12 protein-coding genes are annotated in these 16,739 nt (G+C 58.8%); 11 read left to right on the top strand and 1 reads right to left on the bottom strand.

Annotated elements, in window-relative coordinates; all coding sequences use genetic code 11:
* The first annotated feature begins 12 nt into the window (after window positions 1-12).
* Window positions 13-522, top strand: coding sequence for a hypothetical protein (locus BW919_RS07405; protein ID WP_088336375.1), 510 nt, complete (start codon window positions 13-15; stop codon window positions 520-522).
* On the opposite strand, the gene BW919_RS07400 is transcribed toward BW919_RS07405, so the two are convergent.
* Window positions 519-1,571: an NAD-binding protein gene (locus BW919_RS07400; RefSeq protein ID WP_088336374.1), complete on the bottom strand. Its 1,053-nt coding sequence runs from the start codon at window positions 1,569-1,571 to the stop codon at window positions 519-521. The genes BW919_RS07405 and BW919_RS07400 overlap by 4 nt on opposite strands.
* A 142-nt stretch (window positions 1,572-1,713) precedes the next feature.
* On the opposite strand from BW919_RS07400, the gene BW919_RS07395 reads away from it, so the two are divergent.
* The 10 genes from BW919_RS07395 (at window position 1,714) to BW919_RS07350 (ending at window position 16,634) form a co-directional block, all read left to right on the top strand.
* Window positions 1,714-2,691, top strand: a complete 978-nt coding sequence (locus tag BW919_RS07395; RefSeq protein ID WP_157666172.1) for an ornithine cyclodeaminase family protein — start codon at window positions 1,714-1,716, stop codon at window positions 2,689-2,691.
* Between the two features lie 46 nt (window positions 2,692-2,737).
* Window positions 2,738-3,055 carry a hypothetical protein gene (locus tag BW919_RS07390; RefSeq protein ID WP_198324605.1) on the top strand — a complete coding sequence of 106 codons (318 nt, stop codon included), beginning with the start codon at window positions 2,738-2,740 and terminating at the stop codon, window positions 3,053-3,055.
* 6 nt (window positions 3,056-3,061) lie between these two features.
* On the top strand, window positions 3,062-3,874 hold the full coding sequence (locus BW919_RS07385; RefSeq protein ID WP_088336372.1) for a 2-amino-3,7-dideoxy-D-threo-hept-6-ulosonate synthase: 813 nt from the start codon (window positions 3,062-3,064) through the stop codon (window positions 3,872-3,874).
* Between the two features lie 6 nt (window positions 3,875-3,880).
* Entirely contained in the window at window positions 3,881-5,086 is a 1,206-nt protein-coding gene (locus tag BW919_RS07380) for a 3-dehydroquinate synthase II (protein ID WP_088336371.1), read from the top strand.
* A gap of 115 nt (window positions 5,087-5,201) precedes the next feature.
* On the top strand, window positions 5,202-6,185 hold the full coding sequence (locus BW919_RS07375; protein ID WP_157666171.1) for a permease: 984 nt from the start codon (window positions 5,202-5,204) through the stop codon (window positions 6,183-6,185).
* Window positions 6,186-6,238: 53 nt separating this feature from the next.
* The gene (locus BW919_RS07370; protein ID WP_088336369.1) at window positions 6,239-7,609 is read left to right on the top strand and encodes a prenyltransferase/squalene oxidase repeat-containing protein; all 1,371 of its coding nucleotides are present in this window, start codon (window positions 6,239-6,241) and stop codon (window positions 7,607-7,609) included.
* A gap of 13 nt (window positions 7,610-7,622) precedes the next feature.
* Window positions 7,623-13,463: a cobaltochelatase subunit CobN gene (locus tag BW919_RS07365; RefSeq protein ID WP_088336368.1), complete on the top strand. Its 5,841-nt coding sequence runs from the start codon at window positions 7,623-7,625 to the stop codon at window positions 13,461-13,463.
* Window positions 13,464-13,531: 68 nt separating this feature from the next.
* Window positions 13,532-14,584: a GTP-binding protein gene (locus tag BW919_RS07360; protein ID WP_157666170.1), complete on the top strand. Its 1,053-nt coding sequence runs from the start codon at window positions 13,532-13,534 to the stop codon at window positions 14,582-14,584.
* A complete protein-coding gene (locus tag BW919_RS07355; protein ID WP_088336366.1) occupies window positions 14,581-15,852 on the top strand; it encodes a hypothetical protein in 1,272 nt (423 codons plus the stop codon). Before BW919_RS07360 ends, BW919_RS07355 begins: the two co-directional genes overlap by 4 nt.
* Window positions 15,849-16,634 carry a hypothetical protein gene (locus BW919_RS07350; protein ID WP_088336365.1) on the top strand — a complete coding sequence of 262 codons (786 nt, stop codon included), beginning with the start codon at window positions 15,849-15,851 and terminating at the stop codon, window positions 16,632-16,634. Before BW919_RS07355 ends, BW919_RS07350 begins: the two co-directional genes overlap by 4 nt.
* The last annotated feature ends 105 nt before the right edge of the window (window positions 16,635-16,739 follow it).

Here is a 16,739-nt window from a genome sequence, read left to right as displayed (position 1 = left end):
GGGGGAGTCCCATTGGACCCGGTGTTCCATGTGGCAGCTTCGTATGCGCTGGCGCGGGCTGCTGGGTACACCGTCCGCACTTCCCTGGTGTACGCCTTCGGAATAAACGTGGCGATCGACCTCGATCACCTCCTTCGATACCGTTGGATACTCCACTCGCCCGTCGCGTTGCTAGCGGGGGTAGCCACTGCGTACGCGGCCGGACTGAGGACGGGACTCGTCCTGGCTATGTACGTGTTTCACCTTGTGACTGACGCTCTAGCTGGGATGAAAGGGGCAGGGACCGGCGTTCCCGCGATGTTCCCTTTCTCGCTAAAATCGTACGGACTGGAGGCCTACGTGCTTCTGGGTCCGAAGGGAATCTCGTGGTCGTTCGCACCGATCGCACGATCCTCGGAGGTGGGACCCACGGGTTTCTTGGTGTCCGGTGTGGGCTTGGCGACGGCGCTCGGCGTCGTCGTCTTCGAACTCCTGGGTACGTTCAAAAGGAGACGGGAGCTGGCACTGGCACCGCCGATTTAGTTCCGAAAAGCCCGGTCCAGCACTTCCCTGTGAGACATATCGACACCGATCAGGAACCCTAGTTTCTCGAGTTCCTTGACGATCCTCTCTTTATCGCCAGGGTCCGCGACGAACACCCTATGTGAATGTACCCCTCGACACAGCTCGTGAAGGGCCTCCACTGTCGACCTGAACTCCTTCGAGGTCTCCAGTAGCTCCTTCCGGCGCTGGAGGTCCTCGGGCGACTCTATCGGGAGCTCCTTCACTATTGGTTCTGGTGACTCGGGGACGTGGAAACGTACGTCCAAGATCGTGCCGCCGTTCTCGACGATCGCGCGCCACTCCTTCTCAACTTCATTGAGATCGTGCCTGACGGTCACCGTGAACGAGTGTTCGGCCAGCACACGCTCCACGGCCTCCTCGCCCGCGACCCGGTAGGCATCGACCACCTCGTCGGCCCCCGCGTGCGGGAGGAGATCGGCATTCTCCGGATCTCGGGCTACGGCGATCACCCGGGCGTCGGGGTTGAGCTTGCGTACTAACAGCGTCACGTACACGTTGGTCTCGTCGGAGTCCGTACAGATCACCACGAATCTGGCCCTATCCACACCCGCACGCTCCAGCGTCCGACGGTCTGTAAGGTTCCCCTCGACCGTGGGGAATCCCTCGCGTCTCGCCCGTTCCACACGCTCCTTGCTGGTATCGACCACGACCACGTCGAACCCGTGGGCGCGGAGCCGCCCGGCGGCCTGAGCCCCCACACGTCCGAATCCGCACACGACGACGTGATCCCTCACGTCCTGTAACCACCTCCTTTGGTTGATATCATGTACGAACTCACGGAGTCCGCCCCTCACACCGATTTCGACCGCGGTGAGTACGAGCCATCCCATAGCGCCGGCGCCCAACAGTGTGACGGTCATCGTCCACAGTTTACCTGCCTCTGTGCGAGGAGTGAGGGCACCGTAACCAGAGCTCATTAAGGTGATCGTGAAGTACAGGGAGTCTAGTAGTGACCACCCCTCTATCAGATGGTAAACGAGAGCACTGGTCGCGATCACACCGAGCACGTACAGGACCAGCCACCGCAGTCCAGTAACGCTGTCGGACGACCTGATGAAGCGCTACCCCCGAACCACCGCGAACTTTCGAACAAAGCGCTCCGGAAAACGATTTCCGGATATGGTCGAATTTTACGTTACCGGGGTCATCATGCTGTTCCTTTCGGAAGATCACGTCAGAGCACTCCTCGACGTGAGAGAAGTCGTCGAGCGTGTCGAAGAGACGTTTCGGATCAAGCCCGAGTGCGAGATGCCACCGAAGGTTATCGTACCACTGGAAGGTGGCGACTTCAGGGCGATGCCCGCCTACTTACCGGAGCTAGGTGTGGCCGGCGTCAAAATCGTAAACTCACATCCCGGCAATCCAGATCGCGGTCTTCCGACGGTCATGGCTGTCATGTGCTTGATCGAACCGGAAACGGGGAGGCCGCTCTGTCTGGTCAGCGCGACGGAGATCACATCGCTGAGGACTGGAGCTGCTGGAGCGGTGGCATCGAAGTACTTGGCTGAGGACGTGCGGACTATCGGGATAGTCGGTGCGGGAGTACAAGGGAGGTACCAGCTCCTCACGCACGCGGAGGTCTTTGACCTGGAGGCGGTGTTCGTGTACGACAAGGCGTGTAAGGTGGCCCGGAGGCTCGCCGAATGGGCCGAGCGGGACCTCGGTGTCGACGCCGAGATACTCGACGATACAGACTTTTCGAAGCTGAACGTCGACGTCGTCTGCACATGCACTCCAGCCACCGAGCCTTACCTAGGCCCTGAGAACGTTCCGGAAGACGTCCACGTGAACGCCATAGGATCGGACGCCCCGGAGAAGCAGGAGGTGAAGACCGAGCTGCTGAAGCGCGCAGTGGTCGTGGTCGATGACCGCGAGCAGTGCGTAGAATCAGGGGACGTAAGCCAACCCGTGGAGCGGAACGAACTGAATCCGGAAGAACTCGTCGAACTCTCGGACGTGGTGAGAGGAGAGATAATGGTAGATCCCTCGGAGTTGACCGTGTTTGACTCCACAGGGATCGCTATCCTCGACGTGGCTGTCGGGGCGTTGGCGTACGAACGTGCCGAGAAAGCCGGCGTGGGGGTGGAGATAAAGCCGTTCGAATTGTCGACGGGAAATTTTAAGTAGTCACGATCATGACACTTGACAGCACAGAGCAGGGGATGGTCCGCGGGTGCTGCGGTCGCTCAGGGAAGCTATGGAAACCCTGCGCCGGCACGTCCGGGTCCTGGAGGTCGTGGTCGAGCATCAACCTATCGGGATCGGTCGGATAGCGGATGTGACCGGAATGGAATGGCATAAGGTTAGGTACTCGCTTCGTGTGTTGGAGGAGGAAGGGATCATACGCCCCTCGAAGAGGGGGGCCGTGCTCACCGAGGACGCTCCCGCGCGCATCTCGGAGATATCCCGACGTTTGTCCGAGCTCAATCGAGAGTTCGAGGACATTTCCAAACGCTATCAGTCCTTAGCCCGGAAGCTCGAGGAGGGGTGATCCGGATTGGTACATATCGGTAAACAGATCCGGATGGAGCGAATAATGGACCGCGAGACCGGACGCACTCTAATCGTACCGATGGACCACGGGGTGACCCTAGGTCCGATCACGGGTCTTGAGGATCTGGAAGAGACCGTCGACGCTGTGGCTCGCGGTGGGGCTAACGCCGTCCTCCTCCACAAGGGTATGGTCAAAGCGGGTCATCGGGGTTACGGACGAGACGTCGGTCTGATCATTCACCTGTCCGCCAGCACCGAGCTGGGACCCGACCCGAACAACAAGGTCCTGGTATCCCGGGTGGAGGAGGCCATAAAGCTCGGTGCGGACGCCGTCAGTGTGCACGTGAACGTGGGTGCAGAGGACGAACCTCAAATGCTCAAGAAGCTGGGTGAAATCGCCGCCCGATGTTCGGAGTGGGGTATACCCCTGGTCGCGATGATGTACCCACGAGGTCCGAAGGTCGAGGACGAGTTCGACGTAGAGTACGTTAAGCACGCCGCCAGGGTGGGAGCCGAGCTCGGTGCGGATATCGTGAAAACCAACTACACGGGCGACTCGGACTCCTTCCGTGAGGTCGTGAAAGGTTGTCCGGTGCCGGTGGTGATCGCGGGAGGTCCGAAGGCGGAGACACCGAAGGAAGTCCTCGAGATGGTTAAGGGCGCCATCGAGGCGGGAGCGGCCGGTGCGGCCATCGGTCGTAACATCTTCGCGCACAAGTCTCCACGCATGCGTGAGGCGATGACCCGGGCTATCGCGAGGATCATACACGAAGACGCGGAAGTGGAAGAGGCGATGAAGGAGCTGGAGCGGGTGTAAGTCGAGATGCAGACCAAGCAGGTTTGGGTCTCGGTCGCATTCGAAGGAGAGTGGAGCGAGAAAAAGCCCTACGTCACGGAATCGATCGAGGCCGGTGTTGACGTGATAGTTTGCCTTCCCGAGGACGTAGAGCGCGTGAAAGAGCTCGGAAACGTTAAGGTCGCGGTGCCGCTGATGCCGGACCCAGGTTCTCCCGACCTAGCTCTCGAGGAGCTGGATGCCATCGACGCCGACGTGGTGATTGTTGGCAAAGGTGGTGAGGGAGACGGGTCCATCGACCTGCCGGACGACGTATCCGAGTCCATCGACGCCGCGCTCATCGAGAAGGCGCGGGATCGCGGGTTCGAGGTCGCCGAGTACGTAGAGATTATGGACAAGCCTTACGAGCGCTTCGCCGCGGAGATTGCGAAGAACGTGGGACCCGACTACGTGATCGCGATAGGTCGTGATTGGAAAATCATCCCGCTGGAGAACCTCATCGCGGAACTCCAGAGTGAGAAGACACAGCTCATCGCCGGGGCTCGGGATACCGAGGAGGCACGTATAGCTTTCGAGACGCTCGAGGTGGGTTCGGATGGTGTCCTGCTCGACGCGGAGCGGATCGATCCGTCAGAGATCAAGAAAACCGCGGAGATCGCGGAGCGGGCCGCGGCGGAGCGGTTCGAGCTCGTCGCGGTCGAGGTGAAGGAGGTCAAACCGATAGGTAAGGGCGACAGGGTTTGCGTGGACACCTGCTCGCTCATGTCCGAGGGTGAAGGGATGCTCGTAGGGTCGACATCTCGCGGGATGTTCCTCATCCACAGCGAGAGCCTCGAGAACCCGTACGTCGAGCCGCGACCTTTCCGGGTGAACGCCGGTCCGGTCCACGCCTACATCCGTGTGCCCGGCGGGAAGACGAAGTACCTGGCCGAGCTGAGACCCGGCGATGAGGTGCTGATAGTCGACACGGAGGGACGTACAAGGACCGCGGTAGTGGGCCGACTGAAGATCGAACGGAGACCGCTAATGCTAATCCGCGCTGAGTACGAAGGTTTGGAGATTCAAACTATAGTCCAGAACGCCGAAACCATTCACCTGGTACGTGAGGACGGCGAGCCTGTATCCGTAGTCGATCTCAAACCAGGCGACAAGGTGCTCGCATACGTGGAGACCGAAGAAGGTAAGGGCCGTCACTTCGGGATGGAGGTCGAAGAGACCATAGTGGAGGAGTAACCCCCTCCCCGCCCCCGCCATTGTTACAGTTATCGTAACGAATCCCACACCTCACCCACATCAGTCTTTTTAGTATATGTGCACTCCAGAACTACTGGCTGTCGGGGGACGGCACTTGGATCCCCTAAACGCGTTCGTGGGCTTTTTAACGGAGATTTCACCGTACCTGCTCGTCGGTCTCGTGTTAGGAGCTGCACTACAATCTATGGTTCCTGAACACTACCTCGCCCGTCATCTGCGTGGTGGCCTCAAGGCTTGCATAATTGCAACGCTTCTCGGAGTTCCGCTTCCCCTCTGCTCGTGTTCGGTCCTCCCGCTCGCGATAGCGGCCAAGAACCGTGGGGCCGGTGTCGGCCCAGTCATCGCCTTCATTGTAGCTACCCCGCAAACCGACGTGAACTCCCTGTTGTTGGCCTACGCGCTGCTCGGGCCGTACTTCATGGCGGCTAAGGTGCTGACCGCGGTAGTTGCGGCCGTAGTGGTCGGTTACATGGCCGAGCTCGCCCTGAAGGACCGAAGCGAAGAGGCGGAAGAACACCCATTGTGCGGAGAACACGGACCATGCTGCCGAGGGCGTTCCTTCAAGGATTTCCCACGTGAGCTTCTGGAGCTATCGGGCACCGTAGGGCCGTGGCTTCTGATAGGACTTGTAGCTTCAGTCCTGCTGGAACTGTTGGTACCGAGTCCGACGGTACGATACCTCAAGGGTCTCCTCGGGTCTATCCTCGCCGCCCTGATAGGTCTACCGCTCTACGTGTGTTCGGTCGCCGCGATCCCAATAGCAGCCTCGCTGGTGGCGAAGGGAGCCTCCATAGGCTCGATGCTGACGTTCACCGTGGTCGGCCCTGGGACCAATGTAGCCACGCTGTCCGTTATCCTACGGTTCCTGGGATGGAGGATCGTCGCGGCTTACCTGGTCGGAATCACCCTCTGCGCGGTCGCGGCCGGATATGCTGCGGATACCATACGTGTGCCGGTAGTTCCCGCTAATGTCTTCGAGGTGTCCAGTCACCCGAGCCTGGACGCCGTTCCCGCGGTGATACTACTATCACTTATAGTGGTGGGAGCCATATGGAGGTTAGCACGAAGTAGAACATAGACCAGCAAAATTTATTTTGTAATAACATGGGGGCGGGCGAGGGTAATACCGCGATGGGAATCCTTAGGCCGTTAGTACTCGCCCTCGTCGCTGCTGGTCTATCGACCGCTCCGGGATCCGCCATCACGGCCGAGCAGATCCAGGAGTGCGCCAGAGCCGCTCACAACTGGTTGAAGGGGCAGCAGTACACTGAGGACGACGTGGGAAAAATCATCGAGTACAAGGATAGGAGCGGACAGAAGGCCACGTACCAGGTCAAGCCGGAAGACGTCGGCGCGTTCCCGATGTCGTACAAGTCGGACGTCACGTACTACTGCCTGCCGAACCTGCACACGTACGTGGTCATGGACACCCTACTGACGGCCGTCGAGGCCGGGTACCCCGTCGACAAGGACATGATCCTGAAGGCCCTCCGGTATATGTGGAACGTGAAGGGTAAGTACCAGCGCAAGGAAGATCCCAACGGGAAGTGGGCGTACTGGGTCAGAATCAAAGACGGTAAGGAAATCCCTAGCGCGGGATTGACAGCGAAGTTCGCACTGCCGTTCTTCCGGGCCAGACAGGCGGGCATCGTTCCGGACGACAAGTGGAACGAGTACAAGCCGTTCCTGGAGAAGGTGATCAGATGGCTCCGTGAGGGTCCGAACCTGCAGAAGGAGGATAAGGGCTGTTGTTGGATAGACTACCCGGACCGTCCGGGTGGTGCTCACGGTATCACGGACGTGACATCGTACTGCTTCCGGACGCTGCTGGCGGCCGGAACGCCTCCAGACGACGATCTGGTCTTGAAGGTCGTCGAGTGGTTCCTGAACAACCAGGACGAGAAGGGCAACTTCTACACCGACCCGAGGGATACAGGTTGCCCGTACCCGCTGTACACGACCGGACACTGTCGTGCTGTGATCGCCCTCTGCGATTGGCTCGAAGCCGTGCAGCGGGCGGGCAAGGAAGACGAGCTGAAGGGACTAGTAGAGCGCGTGAGGAACGCGCTCAAGAAAGCTATCGACTACCTGCTATCTCTTCGGGACCAGGAGTCCGGCATGTGGGGCCGCGGCCCGCTGACCGAGTACCCGCCGGACTACGGTAGCACGGCCTCCGCGCTGGTCGCGCTGCTCAGGTGCGCGAAGTTGGGTCTCATCGACCCGAACCACGAGGCTATCGTGAAAGCACTTGAGGTGCTGCACGACCAGTACCTGAGGGCCAAGCGACTGAGGTTACCGTTCTACTGGTACTTCATCCGGAGCGTCTGGAGCCCGGAGCTGCGCTACCGGAGCCAGACGCTGGCGGCCTCGTACGCGCTGGCAGCCTTCGCGTTGGCCGAGAAACTGGGCGTCAAGGGTATCACCGAGCGGAAACGCTTCCCAGTGGCTCCAGGGGTCCTGGCACTGGCCCTCGCAGCGTCGCTCCTAACCCGACGCCGCTGAGGGGGTTCTTCCGGTGCCGTGTCCCCTCCTAATTCTCTCGCTATTACTCATCACAGCCTTTACTTCGTTCGTACCGGTTTCTTGCGGTGAGGTGGTAGTTATCTCACGTTACGCCGGTCAGTTCATAGAACCGTTATCGAAGTCCGGAGTGGACTTCCTCGCCATCGACCCGCGTTCGTACGACTCCCTCATCGTAGGTGCGAACCTCGAGGAGGTGAGGGAAGAAACCTGCGAGCGCATCCGGAACGCTTCGGCCGTGATACTATATCGATCGTCAGGACTGACGGTGTTGGACCCGTACTCGGCGCCGGAGTACGCGGCTCTAGCTGAGGCCCTGTCGCGCGGTGTCCCATTCTATGTGTATCAGAACGACATCAACATCCCGATCGGTTCGGCCAAGGCCGAAATGGTACCGCTGGTGGACCGCACAGTGGACGTAGGGGGCGCCGAGATCCCACTTTACATGTTCCTAACTACGCTCTCAGAGCGTAACCTGGTTCAGTTCTTCAGGTACGTGGGAAGTGGAGAACCACCCAGAGCGTTCTACCTCGACGGTTTGCTGTCCCTGTACGACCCGCTCACTGATACCGTGGTCTCCTACGACCATCCCGTCGATCCGATCGTGATCCGGAGGTACCAGCGCGAGTTCCCACACGGCGAGGTACTATCCAGCTACCACGGTATCACCGTGTACCCACGGTGGTTCGTGGAGCTGATCCGCGGCGAGGTCCTTCCCAGGCTTCACGAGATCTTCGACCGCTACCGGAAACTGGGTGAGTCGAAAGGTTTCTACTCCCCGAGAGCCCCGACAGTGTTTGTCGTCTTCGACTCGGCCAACCTCTTGGGCCGACACCTCGGCTACCTTGACTGGTTGAAGGTGCTCGCAGGGAAGCTCCACGAACGCGGGTACAACGTGGTACCCATCGCCCTGCACTACGACATCCTGTACATGCTACCCGAAGAACTTCTCAAGGCACTGGAGCCACTAATCGAGGAAGAGCATCCTGTATGTATAATGTGGGCTGTCAACCACAGTATGATGAGGTACCACGGTCCCGACAGCCGGCTCGTGAGACTGTTCGAGCGGCTGAACGTCCCTGTGATCGGCTTGGATAGCAACCACATGGGCATGACTAAGCTGCAGTGGGAATGCCTGTATATGCCCGAGCGCGCTGCCGACCATTACATGGTGTTCAACGTGATCGTACCGGAGAACCTCGGCTTCCTAGGTCCGTTCCTCGTCGGGACATCGCGCGTTATCAGGTTACCACCGGGGCTCGCCCGACACGTCCCAGGTGGAGTACTCCGAATCAGCGGTAGCGCGGTCGAGGAAACGATCGACGCCGTCGTCCGTCTAGTCGAGAAGCTCCGCCGGTTGCGTGAGGCCCCCAACCGTGAGAAGAGAGTGGCATTGGTGTACGGCGTCGACACCTTCGGTCGGGACTTCGTAGCGGTAGCTGATCAATTGGACGTGCCCGCGAGCGTGTTACACATCCTGGCTTGGCTGCGCGAGAATGGGTACTCGGTCAGCACACCGTGGGACGAGGTGCTACACCGGGTTGTCGAGTTGGACCGAGAGGCGTGGGAACTTCTCGAGCTAGGTGATTTCCGTCGGGCAGTCGAGATCTTCCGTGATGCAATGAATGTGCTGCTGCTAGGACTATCGGATCGATTCTATCGTGAGCACTTGTCCAAAGCTTATCACGTGGGTCCGTACGTGAAGACCCCGCCCCTCCACACCGGTCTGAACCGGTTCGTCGAGCGAGTGGGTGGTAGGTCGCGCGAGGTCGAGTTACTACTCCTCGACAAGGTTCCCCTCGACGAGTACCTAGGATGGTATCATTCCCTCCCCGAACCCACTCGACTGTACGTAGAGCGGGGGATACTGGGATACCTCAGGTATCTCGTCGAGAGAGCTGATTACGGGGAGTTACCACCAGACAAACGCTACCTCGAGTTCCTCAGGGTAAGGATGAAAGCGCTGATGGATACCGCGGTTTCGTGTCTGAACCTGTTGGATCTCGACGATGAGGCTCGAGAGGCTCTGGTGGATAGGTTACGGGACGTCTTCGCGGAGGTGACAGGCCTGCTCGTCGATATCGCGTTAGGTCGCCAAGTGGACAAGAAAGACGTACTGCGCGAGTTGGACGAGTTGTGGGAGAAGTGGAGTGGTCGGTTGGACGAGCTGGGCGGGCTCTTCGGATGGGGTCCGCCTGAGAAATCCCCGTTTCTGAGGATCGTGGACGGAGTTCGCGCGTTTCCGATACCGGGAATGAGATTTGGAAATATTATCGTACTTCCAGAACCACCTCTGTTGCGGATGAAGTCGGAGGCGGAGCTCCGGACGGTCGTGCTCCCGCCCACTCACCTCTACCTGGCGTTCTGGTACTACCTCACGCGGAAGTTCGACGCGGACGTGGTAGTTAGGATCGGAGGCCGCGGTAACCTCGAGTGGACTCCGTTGAAACCGATCCTTCCACTCGGCTGGGAATTCCCAATAGTCCTACCCGACGGTACTCCCATCGTCTGCTTGTACCACGTGGGTGATCCGACCGGATGCGTCACGGCCAGGCGCCGGCTTGGCGCGATCGTCCTCGGTTATTTCCCAGCGCCTAGGAACGAGGTCCGATTCGATCCTGAGGTAGAGCGATTGATCGAGATATTGGAGAAGTACTTGCAGTCACGGTCACCCGCGCTCCGAGACGCGATTCTCGAAGTAGTTCGATCCACGGGACTGTACGCGGCAGTCGCGAACGATCTCGAGGAATTCGAGCGGGACTTTGACCGGTGTGCGAGTCTATTGTACGGGTTCCTAAGGGAGGTCGAGGAAGAATCTGGAATGTGTGGGTTACACGTGTACGGCCTGCCATCGATCGACCCTGAGGACCCGTTCCACTCGCTCGAATGCATGGTCGAGCTCACCCTACGACGGGCGTTGTGGAGGAAGATAAACGTAAATTGGGAGGCAGTGTGGGCAGGGAGGTACTGCGACGAGACCTCACACTTGGCCCGCGAAGTGCTCAGAAGGTTTCTGCTCAGTGCTAAGTACGAGATCAAGAACCTCCTCAAAGCACTGCACGCGGAGTACATACGCCCGGGATTCGGCGGCTCACCGCTCCGATACGTCTACGTCGCCCCGACCGGGAGGAATACCTGCGCTTACGATACGCGGAGGTTCCCTGACGAAACTGCCGTCTCCGTGTCGTCGGTGGTCGCGACTGAACTGTACCGGCGTACGGAGGATCGTGTGATCATGGTGATGGGGCCGACCGATTTAGCCACTGGCGGCCTCCAGTACGCGCTCGCCCTGGAATTACTCGGTTACGTGCCTGTGAAGACTTCTTTCAGGAGCTATACTCCCACGACGACGGGTCGGACCTCATACAGGACGAACCTAACCGGTGAGGTGATCGGCGTCCTCCCTTGGGAACTACCGCTCGTGCACGTCCGACACCCGAACGTACCCGTCCAGACCCTCCTGGTTCGCGGTCGGGTCACGGAAGTCCGGTACTCAGGCAGGTCACTAACGGCCGTGGTGGACGATGGCACGGCCCGCGTTGAAATCGTGATCCCGGAAGGAACTCTGGTGAGCGTGGGCCAGGAGCTCGTCGTGCTCGGTATCCCAGATTTCGAGGCCGAGAACGTGCGCCTGCTGTGCTCGGACCTCGTGATATCGTACAGTGAGGAGGATATAGTAGACGTAGCCGACCTCGTTGCAATGCCCACCGTATGCGGAGGTACGAGTGCGTGCGTGAGCGGTATCGTGAAGCAGATTCTAGACGATCACACTATCGTCCTACGATCCGAGTACGATCCGAGCGCGAGCATCACCGTCACGTTCAGGTATCCAGTGAACCTACGCATCGGAGAGAGAGTAGTCGTTGTGGGTGAGTTGACGTTCGATCCCCGGACGGTCCGGATCGTGGGAATCGAGGTACTCGATTCACCCAGGGTCAGGAAAGATGTCCTATTGCTAGTGTCGGGGGCGACGTTCCAAGGGATCAGCCCGTCCGCGCTCTCGCTGGTCAACATGTGCCGCATGCTGGACGTGGTCGCGGCGGAACCGTGGGTCGCCCTGGCCATCGGTAAACGCTCGCACCTCTCACCGACCGTGAGGCCTCACGGTGCGGGGCGATGGGATGTTCTAAGAGACGTGCTCGAGGCACTCGAGAGATCGTTGGAGGAGGTGAAAGAGAGACTTCGAGATCGGGGGTGTGTCCCTGAAGTCCTCAGGAAGCTCCTCGATGACGTCATGACGAAGCTGGAGCGCGATCCGCTGGGTACGCTCCGCGAACTACACGAAGGGCTTAAGGAGCTAAACGACTACGTCGTCGTCGGTCTTCGAGACTTGGTCGGGTGGAACCTGGCGGAGCTCCTGTGGTCGGTTGCTATCGGTACCGGCCTGTGGATTCCACCGTCCCGAAACGTTCCGTTCCTGCACTGGGCCGTCTCATACTTGGTCCTCCGGGAGGCGTTGAAGGATAGGCTCCCCGACTGGCTCCTCGGGGAGCTGACGTGGGATAACGTTCCGGTGATGGCAGGCGCCGCGGTCTTCACGCAGTGTCCGGGTGAGTTCATCGCGCCGGTACTCCCGATGATCGAGGCCGGTATGTACACGAGTGACAGTGTAGAGTCCCTAGGGCTCCGGGCGCTCGTCGGGTTCTCTTACACAGTCCTACCGTATGTGCGGTCGGAGCTCGTGGGAATGCGGCAGCCGTTTCTACACTGCCCGCTCGCACTAGCCTTGGCTGTCGTCACCTCGGACGCAGTCCTGCAGGTGTTCGACTCGTACGACGATTACTCGAACCTCTTCTGCTGCGGTTGCACCGTCAACCTCGAGGCGTCGGCGAGGGCGCTCCTAGATTACCTGCTCCGTGAGAATTCCGTCAGAGGGTGGACGCTCGACGTCTCGAAGGTCGACCTCGGCGCCTTCAAACCTGGCTGGAACGTTGCCAAGGGTGCGGGCCGCCTCGCGAGGCTCGTCGGGTGGAGTGAGGCCCTCCTCCGCACTGTGAACGACTTGAGAGTGACGGCGAGGAAGATCGAGCGTGGTTCGGGTCCGTTGGTCACAACTCGGGCGTATCTCATGCGGAGTCTGCTTAGGACGTTGTATAACAGGAGCTTTACCACCGGACTCCGCCGGTTCGGTGCCTCGGGCGCCCTATACCTGTTGCGCTCGCTCAAGCGGTTCGCGACCCTCGGGTACGTCGCGGTAGGGCGGCACGACTTCGCAACTATCCTCCCGACCGTCTGGTCCACAGTCAAAGCCAACGCAGACTGGTTAGCGTCGGTGCCGACGGCCCTGGCTTCGGCCGCGTTCTCGCTCGTCAGAATCTCGACCGATCTGGGCATCCCCTGCCCGCGAGAGGCGTTATCCTGGATCGCTTCAGTAGCCTGCTGTTGCCCAGAACTCTGCGCCTTCCAGTCCGGAATCGTCGAGAGGATGGCGGTAGAGACTGCTACCCCGGTATCCGGGACCGCGCCGATGACGCGTCCGGTGCTCAGACCAACCGTCCATGTGACAACTGCGGTTCATATGACGCCTGTGGTTTCCCAGGTTGTGGCCACAGTCTCGCGTGTCGCGATGGCGACTGGGACTGGGGTAAGTCCGAAGTCGTTGGGGCACACCGGGGTAGGAGTGTCCCTAGAAGGTGTTGCGGATAAGGTCGCCGGAGGTACCGGGAAGGGTGTCGGGTCGACCGTCGCAATGAGCGGGAGAGTGCTGACGCGGGAGTATCAGGCGACCCCGATATCCTACTTCCCGAGGTGGTTGCTAGCACTGACGTTACTCGTGAGCTTCTTCCTAGCCGTATGGTTGGCGAAGCGTCACGAGCCGGATCTTAGGGGATGGTGAATAAATAGGAGGTATCCCCGGAGCTAAACCGCACGGAAGCGAGCGCGGAGCGGCTGGAGGGTGGCGATGTGAATGTAGTCAATGTAGTCGTCTGTGGACATTTCAACCACGGGAAGACTACGCTCGTGAAAGCGTTGACCGGTGAATGGCTGGATAGGCTGCCCCACGAGCGGGAAATGGGTGTCACAATAGAACCCGCACGCGCGTTCCTGGAGTTCCGTGACACCACGATCTCGTTCGTGGACGTGCCAGGTCACCGCGACTACATCCGTAACATGCTGGCGTCCGCATGGAGCGCGGACTACGCGATTCTAGTGGTCGCGGCCGACGAGGGACCGTGTCCAGGGACGATCGATCACGCGCTCGTGGTCTCATTCTACGGGGCGAGGGTACTACCGGTCGTGAACAAGGTGGACCTGGTGGACCGTAACCGGGTATCCGAGGTCGCGGACGAGGTGATGGATCTTCTGGAGCTGCTCGGGGTGGAAACTGTCAGAGAACCGGTCCTGGTGTCCGCAAAGACCGGGGAAGGGGCGGAAGAGCTGCTCGACGCGCTGGCCGAGCTGGAAGAACCACCTCGACCGTCCGAGTCGGACTCACTGCGGGCTCCGGTGGAATCCACGCGGAGGGTGGGTAAGACGACCGTTGATGTGTTCGGAGTAGTGGATCGAGGTATGCTGGAGGAAGGGTGGGTCGAAGTTCAGCCGGGTGGGCTGAACGCGGAAGTGTTGGAGGTGGAGTCGGCGGGCGGATTCAGACCGGGAGCACCGTTCAGGGCTAGGCTGAAGGTGGAGGGATCGATCACACGTGGGATGTGCCTCGGGGAAGGATTATCGACCTCCGACGGGATAAGGGCGGAAGTCCTCTCGATAGGCGCCAAGGTTCGGCCCGGGACGATGGGGAAGGTACACGTGCTCTCAGCGGCCGCGAACGTCGAGTTCGTGGAAGTCGAGACGCACGCAGGAACGGAAGTGATACGACCCTACGCCGAGGGTCACAACGTGGCACACGTCTTCTTGGAGCTGGACCGTGAGGTAGTTGTGGAACCCGGCGACCGGTTCCTGGTGACCGTGGGCGACGAACCGGCGGTGCTTGGGGTCGTGGAGGGGGCGGCGCGTTGAGCCGCGAGGGTGGTAAGGATGTCCTGTTCGACGCTCTAGACGCTGTGGAGGAGGAGTACGATCTGAGAGGCCCGCAGTACGAGATGTTGGAAGACGTCCGAGACCAGTTGGAACATGATAACGTTGCCGTGCTTACAACGCGACCCGGGTCGGGTAAAACCTGGTTGCTGCGAAGGGTGGCAAGGGAGTACAGGGGAAGGGTGTTCTATTCCGTTCCGTCACCGGACCTGGCTGAGCGGGAGTACAAGAAGTTCAGGGAATGGGACCTCAGTGTCGACCTTTGGCGCAGGGTGGAGGACTACGACGAATGCAAGGTCAAGCTGCCGGAGCTCCTGGGTGATGAACTGGAGCAGGAGGAGCTCATCAGTGTCATGATGCACGCGGGTTCCGCCCAGGATGAGCCTAAGTGTTATCCGTGGTTCTACAGAACGGAAGGTCCACTATTGGGGGCGCTTAAAAACGACGAGAAGTTGCGGGAGAAAGTCCGTGAAGCCATGTACAAAGGGAACCCGTTCATCAACGGGTTCGCTCCATGGGATTCATGCAGGGACTGCCCCATTATCGACCAGCTACGCGACCCGAAAAGGATAATCTGTATTTCTTTCAGGAAGCTGGTGTCGGTTCCGTTCCTGTACGCGTCGCACCGTCGTGCACGCCAAGCGTTGGATAAGGAACCTTTCATTTCTGAAAAAGACTGGAAAAAAGCGCTAGAAGGATCTCTGGTGATATTGGACGACGCACACGTGCTACCCGGGACGCTCGTGGTCGAGGTCCCAGGGTACGTATACGTCGGATCGCGCACACTGGAAAGGGAATTGGACGACCTAGCCTTAGATCAATCTCACATGTGGAGTGTCGTTGATTGGGACCGCGATATCCGAAAAGTGAAGAAAGCATTGGAGGAGAAGACAAAATTCCGAGAATTATACGAACGGTTGACGTACGAGCTCGAAGATTGGATAATGGAACTACGAGAGCTGGTAGAGAAAGAATGTCGTGCCGACTACTTAAATGCTAAAAAGAATTTATCACTTCTGAACGAACTGATAGAAAGATCTGATGAAGCTGGGATTAGAGAGTGGGTGTTAGTGAAAAGTCCACGCAAGTCAGGTAAGCCGACTTTGACGTTCGCACCTATCGTGAAGAACTTAGAACAGCTATTAAAACTACTCATGGGTCCTGAGTACTTCAAGCTTCCAGCGATATACCTCGTGGCTGAGAACCGACCCACTCTAAGTGATTTGAACCGGAGGGGAATGGGACGATGAAAGCAACGTTCTATATGCTCCCACTGTACATAAAGTCGAATGATGCGTGGAGGCTCGGAAAGCTGCTACGTGGCCTGGACACTAGAAACCATAGGGTACTCGTCTTGGACAGGTCGAGGTCGTTCGTTAAAAAGCTTCACGAGGCGTTACGGGATGCAGATTGGATTCAGAAGATCGAGGATCTGCAGCAGTTCGCCGGGTCAGGGGGAGGAATAGGAGTAGCAGAAATCCTCAAAGGACTAGTCGGAGCCGACGTCCAGGGAATAGAATCCGTGATAATATGTCGGACGTATCTCTCCAACTACGCAGCACAAAGGTCGATTATCGTCCCCATAATGCTGTACAAAATCCGGCTGGAACCGAAAGGTGTCTTCGACGATAACCCTCTCGACGCCCTTAGACTAGAGGCGCTGGAAAGCGTCCTGTACGACTTGACGGTCGTGGCTGGTCGCGCCGTAAGATCTGAGAAGGACGGGTACCCGTTCACTGTCCTTCTAGGTGCAGGAACTATCGTCCGTGTGGTTCAAAACCACCCGGATCAAGCGATGGATATCTATGAGAATTTCGTTGAAACCTTTGAAGGTGAAGACTTGAACCCAGAAGTGTGCGTCTACGATTTGGATTCTGGGTCAGAGGTGCCGTTGGAGGATCTCGAAGACCTCGAAGACATTGAGGTCAAGAGATTCGAAGAACTGAGCGAAGACGAGAGGAAAGGGTTGATTTACTGGATGAATGAGAAGATAATCACACGTTGGGGAGACGCCACTCGCATTACTAAGTAGTGAAAGAAATGATCATCACCTTAACTTGGATTTTCAAATTATTTCTTCAAATTATCAACGCACATGGGAAGTGCCCTTAATTGAAAGAGAAGTCGATATTGTCGA

This window comes from Methanopyrus sp. KOL6 (assembly GCF_002201915.1).
Lineage (GTDB): Archaea > JAADCQ01 > Methanopyri > Methanopyrales > Methanopyraceae > Methanopyrus.
This window is presented reverse-complemented; position numbering and strand designations above follow the sequence as displayed.